The organism is Mycobacterium sp. shizuoka-1 (assembly GCF_002723835.1).
Taxonomy (GTDB): Bacteria; Actinomycetota; Actinomycetes; order Mycobacteriales; family Mycobacteriaceae; genus Mycobacterium.
Window position 1 is genome coordinate 14150 of record NZ_BEWG01000002.1, and the last position, 15071, is coordinate 29220.

Consider the following 15071-nt stretch of genomic DNA (forward strand, 5'->3'; position numbering starts at 1 on the left):
GATCAGGGCCGCGCGGCGACGGCAACAGCGGGTGATCGTCGCTCCCGCCGTGACGTTTTGACGACCACGGCTGCGCTGAGGGCGACGAGCGCGCCGCCGAGAACCATGCCGCCGACGACGTCGGTGAAGACGTGGGCCCGCACGTAGAGCGCAAGACAGCCGACGAAAACAACGCCGAGCACCGCAGGTATCGCGAAAGCCAGCTTGACTGCCCGGCTGCGTCCCGCGGCCAGACAGACCGCGATGGTCCCGAGCAAGGTGGCGCTGCCGGTCACGTGACCGGACGGGAACGAGTGCACGTAGTGGTCGAGCTCCGGCCAATCCAGCGTGGATCCGTCACGCAAGGTGGACAGGCTCTCCGGCGTTCGTTCGACCAGAAGCTTGAAGGTCTGCTCGATGAGCGCACCCATCCCGACCGTGCCGGTCACGACCACGAGCCGGGTGATCGATCGCGCCGCGGCGGCCAACAGCGCCCCGCTGACCAGACCCGCGATCGCGACATGCACCGGCCTGCCGATGTAGATGAAGAGCTCCGCCGAATGGCCGTGCTTTTGGGGCGTCCGGTGGGCGTTGAACCAGTCCCAGACCGACGAGTCCAGCGCGGTCATCCAGGCGGAGTTGATCTCGACGGCCATGATCGTCAGGACCGCGAACAGTCCGGCGGCCAGCAGGATCAAGGCCAGTCGGCCGGGGATGATTCGTGTGACGTCGATGACGTCCATTATGGCTGTGCCCTCGGTGAGATTCGAACTCACACTGCACGGGTTTTGAAAACTTCCGCCTGACCGCACGGTACCAGGGCATTTGGCTTTCACGATCTGCAGAAACGCTCGGGATCTGGTGTTTTGGGCCCCAATGTGGTCCGCCCCGGGATCTGCAACTCCTGCGAGCACCGCTCCGAACTGCCCTGTTGGCGGGGGTGGCAGGGGTTGCGGGGACAAGCGGCGATGCTTTACCCGCCGAAGGGCTTAGCGACTCAGTAATAGCGCGGCAAAAATGTCCACCCATCATCTCGGATCAGGGTCGCTATCCCCGCTGTGTCGACCGCCCATAAACGGAATCCCGGCGACCCGTAGTCGTAGCGCATCTTCCGCTTAACGTGCTCGCCATGACCTGCCGTTCCAATCGGCCGGTGGCCCTGGATCTCCATTGGTAACCCAATCAGGAGGCCAACCTCCGCTTGCTGCCACAGGTGCAGTTCCATTGCCTTCCTGTTGAGCTCATCTACTAGGTTGAGGCTCCGGGTATTGATCTCGCTCCAGAGCCAGGCTGCAAACACGCTGGCGGCGTTGACGTAGCGCTCAACGATCGACGCGAAATCGAAGCTCTCAGGTTGAGATTGGAGGAAGGCCTTTGCCGGACAGCCTAGTTGTCCCAACGCAATAGTTTGTCGCGATTCAGCTAGAGCGTATTGGTCTGTACGACGCCAGGCGTGCTTTTATCCCAGCTGATGTTGGTTCCGATAGTCGGTAGCGGTATCCAATAATGCGTGCAGTAGTTCCGCAACTTCGTCATGAACACGGCTTCACCGGTTTCGAAGGTCTCCACCAACTTTGCGGCTGGGCGAGGGGTTAATCCACCACAGCGACGCGGGCAGTCGATACACGTCCATCGCTTCCGCGGAAACCCTTGTCCTGGAGGGCATCGCCGCTTCAATCGGCAGCGTCGACGATGCCTAGGGCAACGCGTTGGCCGAGACCACCATCGGCTTGTTCGAAACGAGGCCATCAGTACGGGTAGCCCCTTCCGGTCCGGCCGGTTGCGGACCCTCGACAATGTCGAGGACGCGACGATGGAATGGGTCGACTGGTGCAACCACCGCCGCCTGCATAGCGTCCTGGACTATGTCCCACCCGTCAAGCACGAGACCGCCTACTACGCTCAACAACGGGCGTCCCAGCCGGCGCTGTCTCAAACATGAAGCCGGCATCAAGCCCAGGACGGTTCAAACCGACCCCATTCACTAGGCGTGCAACAGTCAGTGACCCCGACGACGAACCGCCGTTCTAATTGGCCTTGCGGCGAAGCAAACTGACGACATTGCTCGGCATGGTGGGTTCGGCGGTACCGGTATCACAAAGCGTGGACGTACGAATAGTCGGCAGGGGAGTTACCTGCTGATCTATCGTTTGCCTTCAGGCAACTAAAATCCCTGTGCCAAAACGCCTTTCGTCACAGCTTTGACAACTTGGCAATAACGTATTGCGTGCCGCTGGGATTAAGGTCCATCAAATCGTAAGTGCCCCAACATGATTGATCATTGTACCACTTGAAATGATCGTACAGAATTGCTTCGAGCTAGATAAATCGTTGACTGCACGAGCTACCCGCCGGAGTACTGTCGGGTTTTCAATCTTGAACGGCACCTTGCTCGCCCGTGTGGTCTTGATGCAGTAGAGCTCGATGTCAAGGTTGCCGTCACGGTCGTAGATGGAGATCGATTTCTTCTTGGGCATGGGTGCCAAGGTTGAGCGTCGGTCAAACGCGTCAAGGTGCTTCTATCGCTTCGAAACTGGAAACATCTGCGATAATGCGGTTGAAAAGGGGGTGTCAAGTACATGGACGACGAGCTGGAAAGAGAGCTTGCAGCGCAGCGTATGGCTGCCGCCGAGAGGGAGCATGACGAGGATCGGGAGTCACGTGCTGGGCTAAGGCGTTTAGAGCAATTCGTACAAGAGATGAAGCTCCGCAACGTCGCGCCATTCCCCATCGTGGAACATGCCTGGGTCAAGCGGCTAATCAAGGGCACGCCGGACAGATTGTTCAAGAAGGGCACGCCGGACCGATACGAGGAACATCAGAGATGGCGGGTCTTTGACCACGGGTGGACAGTTGGGTACCCCACGCACCACGAGTCAGGGCCGTATGGAACATACGATGGAACCGCTGTGACAACAAACGGCGTTTTGCTGAACGCTAGTTGGACAACGCCTGACGCGAGAGCAGATACGCCAGAGGCGGCAATAATCACGGTTGATGGCCGTAAGTATCTGCTTCGTGGCACCCCCAGTGTGGGGGCACCCCAGGGGCGTAACTTCACACCGCAACACGTAGCCGAATTGATCCGACATTACGTTGATGGTGCCCACTAGTCCCGTGGCATTAACTTGCACTAGCTCGCTCGGCGCAACGGCGCTGAAGTCAGGGTAGTCAGCGCTCCTTTGCCTCGCGGGCGTACCTACGAACCATCTTGTCTTGTCGAAACAGGCGGCGTGGAAGTCTTACTGCCGAGTTCCGTGCCAACGTCATCGCTGTGGCGCGTAAGGGCGAGGCGCCGCGGCGCCAGATCGCGACGCACTTCGGCATCTTGGAAGCCTGCCTGCACCGCTGGCTCAAGATCGGCGACCGTGAGGATGGCCGCGATCAGCCCGCGTCGCCGGCCGATGCTGGCGACATGGCCGCGCAGCTGCGCAAAGCACACAAGCGGATCAAGTCGGTCTCACACCACCCCGGCTCCATTCGCCCCTGTCCGTGGATCTCAGCGCAAAACGAGTGTGATAAATCGGGCGCGTGACCGCCCTAGGCTGGCATTATGCGCGACGTGGACAACATCGACAGCGAACTACGGCTGCTGGCCGCTGTGCGCGGGGTCGCGGCTGAGGACGGCGCGGTGCCGTCCATCGGGCCGGTGGACGAACGCCTTAGGGCAAGCGCGGTCCTTCGGTGACCACATCGGACCGTCGACCTGGAGACGGCGACAAAAGCGAGCCGACACAGAGACCAGATGAATCTACGGCATCGTCCACGCCTCCTCCTACACCGGAACCGTCGACACCTTTGACCGATGAAGCTGAGGCAGCACTCGCCCATCAAGCGGGCCGATGGCCTCTATGGGGCCTGGTCGTCATCGGCACGGTTGGAGGTCTAGTCCTTGGTGGCGGAATGTTCGCGTGGCTCTCGTGGCTTCTGAGCAACCGGCCAGCGCCATGGAACGATGAAGAACGCGGATGGTTCGGATGGCTCGACACTGTTGACGGCAGTGGGTTCTTCGATGCGGCCAGGACCACTGCCACCCTGTTGGCAATCATCGGCATCGGTGGTGCCGCCTTCGTCGCTTACAGACGCCAGGCCACAACAGAACTTACCTACAACTTCACGGTGCGGGCACACGCGGTCGCTGTCGACGCGCAGGCGACGGCAGCCAAACAGTTGGCGCTTGATTCGCAGAAGTACGACTTGGATCGCGCGAACCACGAGCTTGAAACCCAACGCCGCGTTGACGACCGCGAACGAGAGCTACGAACTCAATTCGCTTCAGTCGCCGCACAGCTCGGATCTGCGCAATTTATGACTCGGCACGCGGCTGTCTTCGCACTGGCCTCGCTGGCCGACGCCTGGCACCGCTTGGGCAACGACGTAGAACGGCAAGCCTGCGTCGATCTGTTTTGCTCGCAGTTGCGCACTCCGCGTGTGAAGGACCCGCGAGACAATCCAAAAGGCATCGGCGGCGCAACCATGACGGAGTACCTGCAGGACAACGAAATTCGACAAACGATGGTGGCATCACTTCGGGCGCATCGCCCACTAGTCGCGGAGTCGGAAGACAATTGGAAGTCATGTTCCCTCGACCTACACGGTGCAGACCTCAGTGGCTATTATCTAAATGAAGTAGACCTGCGCTCAGTGAACTTTGACGATGCAAACCTCTCATACAGCAAGTTCATTGAATCCGATCTATCCGACGCACTGATGACGCGGGTGAACGTATCAAGTGCGAATTTTAATCGTGCCGACATGGCGAATGTGAAGCTATTCAGTGCTCGGACAGATGAGAGTTCCGACCCCAAACGCCCGTGGATGAACTCGGTCCAGTTTAATGATGCGGATCTGCGGGACGCTCACCTTACCAACGCTCGTCTGCCGCACTCGGAGTTCGAAAGTGCCAATCTCACGGGCGCGAGGATGGCAAATGCCGACCTGCGGAACACTCACTTCTCGGGCGCAATCTTGACAGCCGCTCGGCTTGATGGCTCTCAGCTTGCCGGAGCGAACCTACGCCAGGCCGATGTCCGCGATGCGTCGCTTCGCGGATGCGATCTGACAGACGCGCATTTCGACGGTATTCGACACAACGAAAACACACGGTGGCCGAAAGATAGTCCACCGGAAGGTATTGGACCTCCGATGCCACCCGAAACCGACGAGCAGGAATGACGTTGGGCCGGCGGCTGGCCGAGGAACTGCCCAACGATTCGTGAGCTTTGGTATTCCCGGCAAGGACGGCGAGTTCCTGACGCTGTGAGTACAACTGGGTTCTCGACTGTGCCGTGCGGGAGATGCAAGAGCAAGCCCCTAAATAACGGCAACGCGAGATTGCCACAACCGGCAAGGCCTCCACGCCAGAGTTCCCGCCGATCACCGCCAAGCAGTTGCGGCACACGTGTAGCAGTCGGTCGCGCCGTGTTTCGGCCGACTCTGCGGGTATCTCTGGCTGTTTTCGCAGGTCAGACGGTTGCGCGTGGCTGTGCAAAACGGATTGCGTATCCGTTGCCCAAAAGGGCGGCTCTGACCTGCGAAGACATGGCGCGTACGGTATGCATACGGTACGCACAAAATAGAACACATTTGCAACTACTAGTTGGCCTAAACATCGGTATCTACCTGCATGTTCTGGTGCCCTCGGTGAGATTCGAACTCACACTGCACGGGTTTTGAATCCGTTTCCTCTGCCAGTTGGGATACGAGGGCTGGCCGCGCTGCGGCGGTGTTCCACGATAGTGGATCGCCGGGCGGGGTCCGGAAGCGCCCCGAGGTCGCTGTTTGAGCCGCGCCGCGCCACAATGGCTGCATGACCGGGCCCACCGACGCGCAAGACCGACCCTCCCGCCGCGTGCTGATCGCCGAGGACGAGGCGTTGATCCGGCTGGATCTTGCCGAGATGCTCCGCGAGGAGGGTTACGAGGTGGTCGGCGAGGCCGGCGACGGCCAGGAGGCTGTTGAGCTGGCCGAGCAGCTCCGTCCTGACCTGGTGATCATGGACGTCAAGATGCCCCGCCGCGACGGCATCGACGCCGCCGCCGAGATCGCCAGCAAGCGCATCGCGCCGATCGTCGTACTCACCGCGTTCAGCCAGCGCGACCTGGTGGAGAAGGCCCGCGACGCCGGTGCGATGGCCTACCTGGTCAAGCCGTTCTCGATCAGCGACCTGATCCCGGCGATCGAGGTCGCGGTCAGCCGGTTCAGTGAGATCACCGAGCTCGAGCGCGAAGTGGCCAACCTGTCCGACCGGTTGGAGACCCGCAAGTTGGTCGAGCGGGCCAAGGGTCTGCTGCAGACCAATCAGGGGATGACCGAACCCGAGGCGTTCAAGTGGATCCAGCGAGCCGCCATGGACCGGCGCACCACGATGAAGCGGGTGGCCGAGGTCGTGTTGGAGACCCTCGACACGCCGAACGACGCCACGCCCTCGCCGTGATGCGTTAACGCTGCGTTTCCTCTGACCGCGCCGTTTGTCGCGATCCGGAATATGCTCACGGCCAGGCGTCGGCCAAGACCACGCGCCGCGGCCACGGGTTGGATATGTTCAACCGCAGTGTCGAGGGGTGGGCCGGACGGTGGTCTGCGATATCGGCGCCGTGAAACTACTGACCCGGAGGTGGAACGTGCGCGTACGCGCGACACGCAGTGCAATCGCCGCGAGTTCGGCGCTGCTGGCGGTCATCGGCATCGCCGGCTGCAACCAGCAGTCCCCGTCGAATGGCGGGAGCTCCTCGCAGAGCGACCTGAAGATCGTCGAGCAGGTGCAGATCGACCAGAACGGCGCCGAGGTGAAGGCCGACTCCGGTGCCACCCCGGCCGACCCGGCAGGCGACGGCAAGGCGAACTGCCCGCCGGTGTCGATCGCCATGGCGGGTGCGCTCAACGGCCCGGATGCCGCGCTGGGGATCAACATCAAAAACGGTGTCCAGCTGGCCATCGACAAGCACAACGCCGCCAATCCCGGCTGCCAGGTGCAACTCAAGCCGTTCGACACCGAGGGTGACCCGCAGAAGGCCACCGCGATTGCGCCGCAGATCGTCGACGACGCGTTCACCATCGGCCTCGTCGGCCCGGCCTTCTCGGGCGAGACCAAGGCCACCGGCGCGGTGTTCGACCAGGCCGGCCTGGTCGCCGCCACCGCTTCGGCCACCAACGTCACGCTGTCCGAACAGGGTTGGAAGACCTTCTTCCGCGGCCTGGCCAACGACGGTGTGCAGGGACCCTCGGTGGCGAACTACCTGAAGAACACGCTGGGGCAGAAGAAGGTCTGCGTGGTCGACGACAGCACCGACTACGGCACCGGCCTGGCCCAGGCGGTTCGCGAGACCCTCGGCCCGGTGGCGGTGTCGGAGTGCAACATCTCGGTCAAGAAGGGCGACAAGGACTTCTCGGCCGCGGTCACCCAGGTCAAGGGTCAGTCGCCGGATTCGGTGTTCTACAGCGGCTACTACGCCGAGGCCGCCCCGTTCGTACAGCAGCTGCGCGACGGCGGGTACACCGGCAAGTTCGTCAGTGCCGACGGCACCAAGGATCCGGAGTTCGTCAAGCAGGCCGGCGAGTCCTCCAAGGACGCCATCCTGTCGTGCCCCTGCGGCCCGGCCACCGGTAGCTTCGCCGACGAGTACACCAAGAAGTTCGGCCAGGCTCCCGGTACCTACAGCACCGAGGGATATGACCTCGGCACCGTGCTGCTCAAGGGTATCGACGCCGGCAAGATCACCCGCCCCGATCTGCTCGAGTGGGTGAAGAACTACGACGGGCAGGGTGTGGCCCGAAAGTACCAATGGACAGACAAGGGTGAGCTCACCACCACCCTGATCTGGATCTACAAGGTCCAGTAGCCGATTCGCGAGACGCGTCCGGGACCGTAAGGCTCGGACGCGTTCTCGTTTACGACACCAAGGAGGCCGCCCTGACGATGGTCCACGAGTGCCTCGGCCAGATCACCTGTCTCGCCAGTGACATCGGTTTCAACATCGACAACCTGCGAGACGGCTTCTGGCAGTTGAGTATCGATGGACTGTCGTGGGGTGCCATCTACGCCCTCGTGGCGGTCGGCTACACCCTGGTGTTCGGGGTGCTGCGCCTGATCAACTTCGCGCACTCCGAGATCTTCATGCTGGGGATGTTCGGCGCCTACTTCTGCCTGGACCTCATCCTCGGGTTCACGCCCAGCGGCAACGCCTACAACAAGGGCGTGCTGCTGACGGTGTTCTACCTCGCCATCGCCATGTTGTTCGCGATGCTGGTATCCGGCACGGCCGCAATGGGTTTGGAGGCGGTCGCCTATCGGCCCCTGCGGCGGCGCAACGCACGGCCGCTGACCTTCCTGATCACCGCGATCGGCATGTCGTTCGTACTCCAGGAATTCGTGCACTTCGTGCTGCCCAAGATCATCAAGGGCTACGGCGGCAGCAACGCGCAGCAGCCGATCATCCTTGTGCAGCCCAAAACCCAGTTCCACGTCTTCGGGGCGACGGTCTCCAACGTCACGATCGTGATCGTGGTGGCGGCCCTGGTGCTCGCGGCGCTGACCGACATCGCGATCAACCGCACCAAGTTCGGCCGCGGGATCCGCGCGGTCGCCCAGGACCCGACTACGGCGACGCTGATGGGGGTATCCCGGGAGCGAATCATCATGACGACGTTCCTGATCGGTGGTCTGCTGGCCGGTGCGGCCGCGCTGCTGTACACCCTGAAGGTGCCCCAGGGCATCATCTACTCCGGTGGCTTCCTGCTGGGCATCAAGGCGTTCTCGGCCGCGGTGCTCGGCGGTATCGGCAACCTGCGCGGCGCCCTGCTCGGCGGCCTGATCCTGGGCGTCATGGAGAACTACGGCCAGGCGGTGTTCGGCACCCAGTGGCGCGACGTCGTCGCGTTCGTGCTGTTAGTTCTCGTGCTGCTGATCCGGCCCACCGGGATACTCGGAGAAAGCCTCGGAAAGGCGCGCGCATGACGCACCGGGAGAACGCCACCACACCGGGCCGCTGGAGCAACCGGCTGCTGGCCCCCGGCGACCGGATGCGCGAGTGGTGGGCGGGCCGCACCCGGGTGCAGAAGTGGGGCTTCGGCGTGCTGGGCTTCGGTCTGCTGGCGCTGTCGCCGTTGTTCCCGCCGCCGTTCTTCGACACCCCGGGAATCAGCTTCGGCGGCACCATGGCTCAGTTCGCGATGGTGGCGATCATCGCGATCGGGCTCAACGTCGTCGTCGGCCAGGCCGGTCTGCTCGACCTCGGTTATGTCGGCTTCTATGCGGTCGGGGCGTACACCGTCGCCTTGCTCACCAGCCCGGACAGCCCGTGGAATCAGGTGGGCCCCAGCGGGTTGTTCGGCGACAAGTGGGCCTGGCTGACGTGCGTGCCGATCGCCATGGCCGCCACCGCGGTCGCCGGCCTGATCCTGGGCATCCCCACGCTTCGCCTGCGCGGGGACTACCTGGCCATCGTCACGCTGGGCTTCGGCGAGATCATCCGGCTGCTCGCCGACAACCTCTCGGAGGTCACCAACGGCTCCCGCGGTCTGAACCAGATCGCCTACCCGCACGTGGTGGAAACCGCGAAGTATCCCGATGGGGTGTTCTCCAGTGGTAACTCCACCGGAGATGCCAACTACGGCACCTGGTGGTTCTGGCTCGGCCTGATCCTCATGGTGGGCATCCTGCTGCTGGTGGGCAACCTCGAGCGCAGCCGGGCCGGCCGGGCCTGGGTGGCCATCCGCGAGGACGAGGACGCCGCGGAGGTGATGGGCGTCAACACCTTCCGGTTCAAGCTCTGGGCGTTCGTCATCGGCGCGGCGATCGGCGGCCTGTCCGGCGCGCTGTACGCCGGGCAGGTGCAGTACGTCGCCCCGCCGACGTTCAACATCATCAACTCGATGCTGTTCCTGTGCGCGGTGGTTCTCGGCGGGCAGGGCAACAAGCTGGGCGTCGTGTTCGGCGCGTTCATCATCGTGTACCTGCCGAACCGCTTGCTGGGGGTGCACTTCCTGGGCATCAACCTCGGCGATCTGAAGTATTTGTTCTTCGGTCTGGCATTGGTGGTGCTGATGATCTTCCGCCCGCAGGGGTTGTTCCCGGTCCGCCAGCAGCTGTTGACCTACGGCCAGTCGGCCCGAAAGTTGTTGAGCCGCGCCGACGACAGCAAGGCCGCAGCATGACCGAACCGGCGATCGACGAGGAACTGGCCGCGCTGCACCGCGACGTGCAGGCCGCCGAGGGGGAGACCCTGCTGGAAACGCGGGATCTGACGGTGAAGTTCGGTGGGCTGACCGCGCTGGACTCGGTGAGCTTCTCGATCAAGCGCGGCGAGATCCTCGGACTGATCGGCCCCAACGGCGCGGGTAAGACCACCTGCTTCAACGCGATCACCGGTGTCTACCGGCCCAGTGCGGGCTCGGTGACGTTCGACGGAGCGCCGCTGGGCCGGATCAAGCGGCACCAGATCACCCGGCGGGGGATAGCCAGGACTTTCCAGAACATCCGCCTGTGGGGCGAGATGACCGCTTTGGAGAATGTCGTGGTCGGCACCGACGCGCGGCACCGCACCTCGGTGCCGGGCGCTCTGCTGCGTACCCCCCGGCATCGCCGTGAGGAGCGTTCGGCCATCGAAAAGGCCGCTGCGCTGCTGCAATTCGTCGGCATCGCCCATCGCGGCGAGGAGAAGGCCAAAAATCTGCCCTACGGTGATCAGCGCCGGCTGGAGATCGCCCGCGCGCTGGCCACCGAGCCCAAGCTGCTCTGCCTGGACGAGCCGGCGGCGGGCTTCAACCCCAGCGAGAAGGCCGCCCTGATCGACCTCATCCGCGCGATCCGCGACGACGGCTACACGGTGCTGCTCATCGAACACGACATGCGGCTGGTCATGGGCGTCACCGACCGGATCGTGGTGCTGGAGTTCGGCCGCAAGATCGCCGACGGGCTGCCCGCCGAGATCCGCGAGGACCCCGCCGTCATCGCCGCTTACCTGGGGGTGCCCGATGACCAGCTCTGAGCCCGAGGTACTGCTCGAGGTCCGCGACGTGGTGGTGCACTACGGGAGGATCGAAGCGCTGCACGGCGTTTCGCTGCAGGTGCGGCAAGGCGAGTTGGTCACACTGCTGGGTTCCAACGGGGCCGGCAAGACCACGATGATGCGCGCGATCTCCGGGCTGCGTCCGCTGTCGTCGGGCTCGGTGTGGTTCGAGGGGCGCGACATCAGCCGGGTCAAGGCCCACCAGCGAGCGATCGACGGGCTGATCCAAGCGCCCGAAGGCCGCGGCGTATTTCCCGGTATGACTGTGCTCGAGAACCTCGAAATGGGCTGCTACGGGCGGAAGTTCGCCAACAAGGCCGAACATCGCGAGCGCCTGGACTGGGTGTTGGAGACCTTCCCGCGGCTGGCCGAGCGCCGCACCCAGGTCGGCGGCACCCTGTCCGGCGGGGAACAGCAGATGCTGGCCATCGGGCGGGCGCTGATGGCGCGCCCCCGGGTGCTGCTGCTCGACGAGCCGTCGATGGGGCTCGCCCCGATGATAATCTCTCAGATCTTCAAGATCATCTCCGAGATCAACTCCCAGGGCACCACGGTGCTTCTGGTGGAACAGAACGCTCAGCAGGCACTGAGCCGATCAGACCGCGCCTACATCCTGGAGACCGGCTCGGTGACCCGCAGCGGACCGGCCCGAGAGTTGTTGGCCGACGACAGTATTCGGGCGGCTTATCTCGGGGTGGCGTGATCACTCGACGAGCGTGAGCACCCGCGGGCCGTTCTCGGTGATCGCGATGGTGTGCTCGGAGTGCGCGGTGTTCGACCCGTCGGCGCAGCGCAGCGTCCAGCCGTCGGGATCGACCTTCAGGCGCGCGGTTCCGCGTCCCCACCACGGTTCCAGCGCCAGGGTCAGGCCCGGGCGTAGCACCATTCCGCGGCCGGGCCGGCCGCGGTTGGGGACGTGCGGGTCCTCGTGCATGGTGCGCCCGAGGCCGTGGCCGCCGAAGTCGGTGTTGACTGCGTAACCCGCCGCCGCGGCGACCTCGCCGATGGCCGCCGAGATGTCACCGAGGTGAGCGCCGGGCACCGCGGCCGCGATGCCGGCGTCCAGTGCTCGCCGGGTGGACTCGATCAGCGCGGTGTCGGCCGGGTCCGCGTCGTCCCCGACGATCACCGTGATCGCCGAGTCGGCCACCCAGCCGTCGATCGACACGGCGAAGTCCATCTTGAGCACGTCACCGTCGCACAGCACGTAGTCGTGCGGAAGGCCATGCAGCACAGCGTCATTGACGGACAGGCAGATTACGTTGCGAAATGGTCCGCGGCCGAACGACGGGGCATAGTCCCAGTAGCAGGACGTGGCGCCACGATCGGTGACCATCGCCCTGGCCTGGTGTTCGAGGTCCATCAGATTCAAGCCGGGCTCGGCAGTGACCGCCAGTGCGCGAAGGGTCTGCGCGACGAACCGGCCGGTGACGGCCATCTTGTCGATTTCGGTGGCGGTCTTCAGTTCGATCATCGGCGTGCGGCTCCCTCGTATCGGTATTTTTATACCGTATACTCGCCGACATGGTTCGTGTACCGCTGAGCCCCGAGCAGATCCGAGCCGGACAACGCCTCGGGGCGTTGATCAGAGCAGCGCGGGCTGGACGCGCTCCCGAGGTCGTCGCCCGCGACGCGGGCATCTCGCCGGAGACGTTGCGCAAGATCGAAGTCGGCCGGCTGCCCAGTCCCAGCTTTGGGACGGTCGTCAGCCTTTGTGACGCACTGGGTTTGCCGCTGCAGCAGGCTGTCGACGTGTGGCGTGGGGCCGATGCGAAGTTGGTCAGTCGACGCGAAACCGCTTGATGCGTGACGTCGCACCCGAGGCCAGGGTGACCGCGCTGCGGGGAACACCCAGGTGCTGGGCGAGCAGCCGGGCCGCCGCCTCGGTGGCCTTGCCCTCGATCGCCGGCTCTCGCACGTAAATCGTCAGCGTCGAGTCGGCGGCCGTCTCGACCAGCGGGCCCTTGCGGCTGCCGGGCTTGACGGTGACGACGACGGTGCGGGCCACCTAGCGGGCGACGACGACCGACGAGCCGTGGCCGAACAGGCCCTGATTGGCGGTGACGCCGACCGTGGCGCCTTCGACCTGGCGGCCGGTGGCCTGCCCCTTGAGCTGCCAGGTCAGTTCGCACACCTGGGCGATCGCCTGGGCGGGGATCGCCTCGCCGAAGCTGGCCAGGCCACCGGATGCGTTGACCGGAACCCGGCCGCCGATCGTGGTGGCACCGCTGCGCAGCAGCTGCTCGGCCTCACCCTTCGGGCACAGGCCCAAATGCTCGTACCAGTCGAGTTCCAGCGCCGTGGACAGGTCGTAGACCTCGGCCAGCGACAAGTCCTCGGGCCCGATCCCGGCTTCGGCGTAGGCGGCGTCGAGGATCTGGTCCTTGAACACGCGCTCCGGACCGGGCACCACCGCGGTGGAATCCGTTGCGATGTCCGGCAATTCAGGCAGGTGCTGCGGGTACTGCGGGCTCTGCAGACTGACCGCGCGCACCGACGGGACACCGGCGACCGACCCCAGGTGCTTCTCGGTGAACTCCTTGCTGGCCACGATCAACGCCGCCGCGCCGTCCGACGTCGCGCAGATGTCCAGCAGCCGAAGTGGATCCGACACCACCGGGCTGGCCAGCACGTCCTCGACGCTGGCTTCCTTGCGGTAGCGCGCGTAGGGGTTGTTCAGGCCGTGGCGGGCGTTCTTGACCTTGACCTGGGCGAAGTCCTCCAGCGTCGCGCCGTAGAGGTCCATCCGCCGCCGGGCCAGCAACGCGAAGTAGACCGTGTTGGTGGCGCCGATGAGATGGAAGCGCTGCCAGTCGGGATCGTTGCGGCGCTCCCCGCCGACCGGGGCGAAGAAGCCCTTGGGCGTGGTGTCGGCGCCGATCACCAGGGCGACGTCGCACAGGCCGGCGAGGATCTGGGCCCGCGCGCTCTGCAGCGCCTGCGAACCGCTGGCGCACGCCGCGTAGCTCGACGTGATCGGGATGCCGTTCCAGCCCAGCTTCTGGGCGAACGTCGCGCCGGCCACGAAGCCGGGGTAACCGTTGCGGATGGTGTCCGCGCCTGCGACCAGCTGGATCTGGCGCCAGTCCAGACCGGCCTCGGCCAGCGCGGCCCGGGCGGCGACCACGCCGTACTCGGTGAAATCGCGTCCCCACTTGCCCCACGGGTGCATGCCCGCGCCGAGGATGTAAACCGGGTCCGGGCTCATTTCGCGATCCTCCAGGCGTAGGTGAGGCGCTCGACGCCGTCGTCGTCGGTGTAGAGCGGCATGGTGGTCAGCTCGACCTCCATGCCGACCTTGAGGTCAGCGGCCAGCGTGCCCTCGACCACCTTGCCGAGCACGATCAGGCCCTCGTCGGCGAGCTGGACAGCAGCCACCGCGAACGGTTCGAACGGATCCGGCGAGGGGTACGGCGGCGGTGGCGCGTACCGGTTCTCGGTGTAGCTCCAGATGGTGCCCCGCCGGGACAGGGCGACGGCATCGAGTACATCGCTGTCACAGGCCGGGTTGGGGCAGTTGTTCTCCCGCGGCGGGAAGACATAGGTACCGCACTGTGGGCACTTGGCGCCGATCAGATGCGGAACCCCGGCGTCGTCGTGGTCCCACCAACCGTCGATCGCCGGTAGTTGGGCGGGAGCGTCTGGAGAAGCTGGCACGCGGCCCATCGTATGCGATCCACGCCATGGAACTGAAACATGTTCCAGTTCGAAGTTGGGATCGGTAGCCGCCGTGCCCGAGTGCAGTGGGGCCCATGAAATTCTTCAAGAAGCTGTCCGATCCCGCGACGTTCGGCGGGCCGTCCAACGTGTCGGTGTCCGCCGACGACCCGATCTGGGACCCGATCCACGGCATCTCGTTGCAGGACTACGCGGACCTGGCCCGACTGGCGCAGGCCCACGGGGTCACCGACGAGGCCGGCATGATCGCTCTGGGACAGCGGGAACGCGGCTGGGATCGCCGACACGAAGGCGGCGCTCGACGGTTGGGTACGGCGGATGGGTCAGTCGATGGCGGTCGGACAGCGGTTCCGGACGTTCCTCGGCTACTGACCGCACGGCCTGTCGGCGGCGGTGCATAGAGTG

At 64.5% G+C, this 15071-nt stretch carries 17 protein-coding genes, 1 tRNA gene and 1 pseudogene; 11 read left to right on the plus strand and 8 right to left on the minus strand.

From position 1 onward, the window contains the following. Nucleotides 1-2: 2 nt before the first annotated feature. The 3 genes from MSZK_RS00865 to MSZK_RS31885 all read right to left on the minus strand — a co-directional run bounded on the left by MSZK_RS00865 (nt 3) and on the right by MSZK_RS31885 (nt 2456). On the minus strand, nt 3-755 hold the full coding sequence (locus tag MSZK_RS00865; RefSeq protein WP_142389819.1) for a phosphatase PAP2 family protein: 753 nt from the start codon (nt 753-755) through the stop codon (nt 3-5). Nucleotides 756-976: 221 nt separating this feature from the next. Next, on the minus strand, nt 977-1378 hold the full coding sequence (locus tag MSZK_RS00870) for a hypothetical protein (RefSeq protein WP_142389820.1): 402 nt from the start codon (nt 1376-1378) through the stop codon (nt 977-979). Between the two features lie 850 nt (nt 1379-2228). After that, nucleotides 2229-2456: a hypothetical protein gene (locus tag MSZK_RS31885; RefSeq protein WP_142389822.1), complete on the minus strand. Its 228-nt coding sequence runs from the start codon at nt 2454-2456 to the stop codon at nt 2229-2231. Nucleotides 2457-3190: 734 nt separating this feature from the next. Here MSZK_RS31885 and MSZK_RS00875 point away from each other — a divergent pair. From MSZK_RS00875 to MSZK_RS00880, 3 genes and pseudogenes are all read left to right on the plus strand, one after another. Then, nucleotides 3191-3433, plus strand: a pseudogene (locus MSZK_RS00875) (transposase); the annotation flags it as partial. A gap of 99 nt (nt 3434-3532) precedes the next feature. Next, entirely contained in the window at nt 3533-3667 is a 135-nt protein-coding gene (locus MSZK_RS33360) for a hypothetical protein (RefSeq protein ID WP_255414172.1), read from the plus strand. 110 nt (nt 3668-3777) lie between these two features. Then, nucleotides 3778-5154: a pentapeptide repeat-containing protein gene (locus tag MSZK_RS00880; protein WP_142389823.1), complete on the plus strand. Its 1377-nt coding sequence runs from the start codon at nt 3778-3780 to the stop codon at nt 5152-5154. 457 nt (nt 5155-5611) lie between these two features. Here the strand turns inward: MSZK_RS00880 and MSZK_RS00885 are convergent. Then, a tRNA-Leu gene (locus MSZK_RS00885) sits at nt 5612-5688 on the minus strand. Nucleotides 5689-5788: 100 nt separating this feature from the next. Between MSZK_RS00885 and MSZK_RS00890 the strand changes: the two genes are divergently transcribed. From MSZK_RS00890 to MSZK_RS00915, 6 genes are all read left to right on the plus strand, one after another. After that, the gene (locus MSZK_RS00890; RefSeq protein ID WP_099243884.1) at nt 5789-6415 is read left to right on the plus strand and encodes an ANTAR domain-containing response regulator; all 627 of its coding nucleotides are present in this window, start codon (nt 5789-5791) and stop codon (nt 6413-6415) included. A 187-nt stretch (nt 6416-6602) separates the two neighbouring features. Next, nucleotides 6603-7820, plus strand: coding sequence for a branched-chain amino acid ABC transporter substrate-binding protein (locus MSZK_RS00895; protein ID WP_099243932.1), 1218 nt, complete (start codon nt 6603-6605; stop codon nt 7818-7820). A gap of 77 nt (nt 7821-7897) precedes the next feature. Further along, entirely contained in the window at nt 7898-8935 is a 1038-nt protein-coding gene (locus MSZK_RS00900; RefSeq protein ID WP_099243886.1) for a branched-chain amino acid ABC transporter permease, read from the plus strand. Then, nucleotides 8932-10134 carry a branched-chain amino acid ABC transporter permease gene (locus MSZK_RS00905; protein ID WP_099243888.1) on the plus strand — a complete coding sequence of 401 codons (1203 nt, stop codon included), beginning with the start codon at nt 8932-8934 and terminating at the stop codon, nt 10132-10134. Before MSZK_RS00900 ends, MSZK_RS00905 begins: the two co-directional genes overlap by 4 nt. Then, complete coding sequence (locus MSZK_RS00910; protein ID WP_099243890.1) at nt 10131-10967, plus strand: ABC transporter ATP-binding protein; 837 nt, start codon at nt 10131-10133, stop codon at nt 10965-10967. Before MSZK_RS00905 ends, MSZK_RS00910 begins: the two co-directional genes overlap by 4 nt. Continuing rightward, entirely contained in the window at nt 10954-11691 is a 738-nt protein-coding gene (locus MSZK_RS00915; protein WP_099243892.1) for an ABC transporter ATP-binding protein, read from the plus strand. The genes MSZK_RS00910 and MSZK_RS00915 overlap by 14 nt, the downstream gene beginning before the upstream one ends. Here MSZK_RS00915 and map read toward each other — a convergent pair whose 3' ends face one another. Beyond that, nucleotides 11692-12462: a type I methionyl aminopeptidase gene (map, locus tag MSZK_RS00920; RefSeq protein ID WP_099243894.1), complete on the minus strand. Its 771-nt coding sequence runs from the start codon at nt 12460-12462 to the stop codon at nt 11692-11694. 50 nt (nt 12463-12512) lie between these two features. On the opposite strand from map, the gene MSZK_RS00925 reads away from it, so the two are divergent. Then, entirely contained in the window at nt 12513-12791 is a 279-nt protein-coding gene (locus MSZK_RS00925; protein ID WP_099243896.1) for a helix-turn-helix transcriptional regulator, read from the plus strand. Here the strand turns inward: MSZK_RS00925 and MSZK_RS00930 are convergent. From MSZK_RS00930 to MSZK_RS00940, 3 genes are read right to left on the minus strand one after another with little or no spacing between them, the layout of a single operon-like run. Then, entirely contained in the window at nt 12769-12996 is a 228-nt protein-coding gene (locus MSZK_RS00930) for a DUF167 domain-containing protein (RefSeq protein ID WP_099243898.1), read from the minus strand. The genes MSZK_RS00925 and MSZK_RS00930 overlap by 23 nt on opposite strands. Further along, nucleotides 12997-14196, minus strand: a complete 1200-nt coding sequence (locus MSZK_RS00935; RefSeq protein WP_099243900.1) for a lipid-transfer protein — start codon at nt 14194-14196, stop codon at nt 12997-12999. It lies immediately after the preceding gene. Next, nucleotides 14193-14645, minus strand: a complete 453-nt coding sequence (locus MSZK_RS00940; protein WP_099243934.1) for a Zn-ribbon domain-containing OB-fold protein — start codon at nt 14643-14645, stop codon at nt 14193-14195. Before MSZK_RS00940 ends, MSZK_RS00935 begins: the two co-directional genes overlap by 4 nt. 95 nt (nt 14646-14740) lie before the next feature. Here MSZK_RS00940 and MSZK_RS00945 point away from each other — a divergent pair, with 95 nt between their 5' ends. Continuing rightward, nucleotides 14741-15067, plus strand: a complete 327-nt coding sequence (locus MSZK_RS00945; protein ID WP_233211057.1) for a hypothetical protein — start codon at nt 14741-14743, stop codon at nt 15065-15067. The last annotated feature ends 4 nt before the right edge of the window (nt 15068-15071 follow it).

Bases quoted from the DNA above. Each gene is read 5' to 3' on its own strand.
- MSZK_RS31885 (WP_142389822.1), bottom strand. From the start codon at position 2,456: ATGCCCAAGAAGAAATCGATCTCCATCTACGACCGTGACGGCAACCTT.
- MSZK_RS00905 (WP_099243888.1), top strand. From the start codon at position 8,932: ATGACGCACCGGGAGAACGCCACCACACCGGGCCGCTGGAGCAACCGG.
- MSZK_RS00900 (WP_099243886.1), top strand. From the start codon at position 7,898: ATGGTCCACGAGTGCCTCGGCCAGATCACCTGTCTCGCCAGTGACATC.
- MSZK_RS00890 (WP_099243884.1), top strand. From the start codon at position 5,789: ATGACCGGGCCCACCGACGCGCAAGACCGACCCTCCCGCCGCGTGCTG.
- MSZK_RS00915 (WP_099243892.1), top strand. From the start codon at position 10,954: ATGACCAGCTCTGAGCCCGAGGTACTGCTCGAGGTCCGCGACGTGGTG.
- MSZK_RS33360 (WP_255414172.1), top strand. From the start codon at position 3,533: ATGCGCGACGTGGACAACATCGACAGCGAACTACGGCTGCTGGCCGCT.
- MSZK_RS00910 (WP_099243890.1), top strand. From the start codon at position 10,131: ATGACCGAACCGGCGATCGACGAGGAACTGGCCGCGCTGCACCGCGAC.
- MSZK_RS00925 (WP_099243896.1), top strand. From the start codon at position 12,513: ATGGTTCGTGTACCGCTGAGCCCCGAGCAGATCCGAGCCGGACAACGC.
- MSZK_RS00935 (WP_099243900.1), bottom strand. From the start codon at position 14,196: ATGAGCCCGGACCCGGTTTACATCCTCGGCGCGGGCATGCACCCGTGG.
- map (WP_099243894.1), bottom strand. From the start codon at position 12,462: ATGATCGAACTGAAGACCGCCACCGAAATCGACAAGATGGCCGTCACC.
- MSZK_RS00945 (WP_233211057.1), top strand. From the start codon at position 14,741: ATGAAATTCTTCAAGAAGCTGTCCGATCCCGCGACGTTCGGCGGGCCG.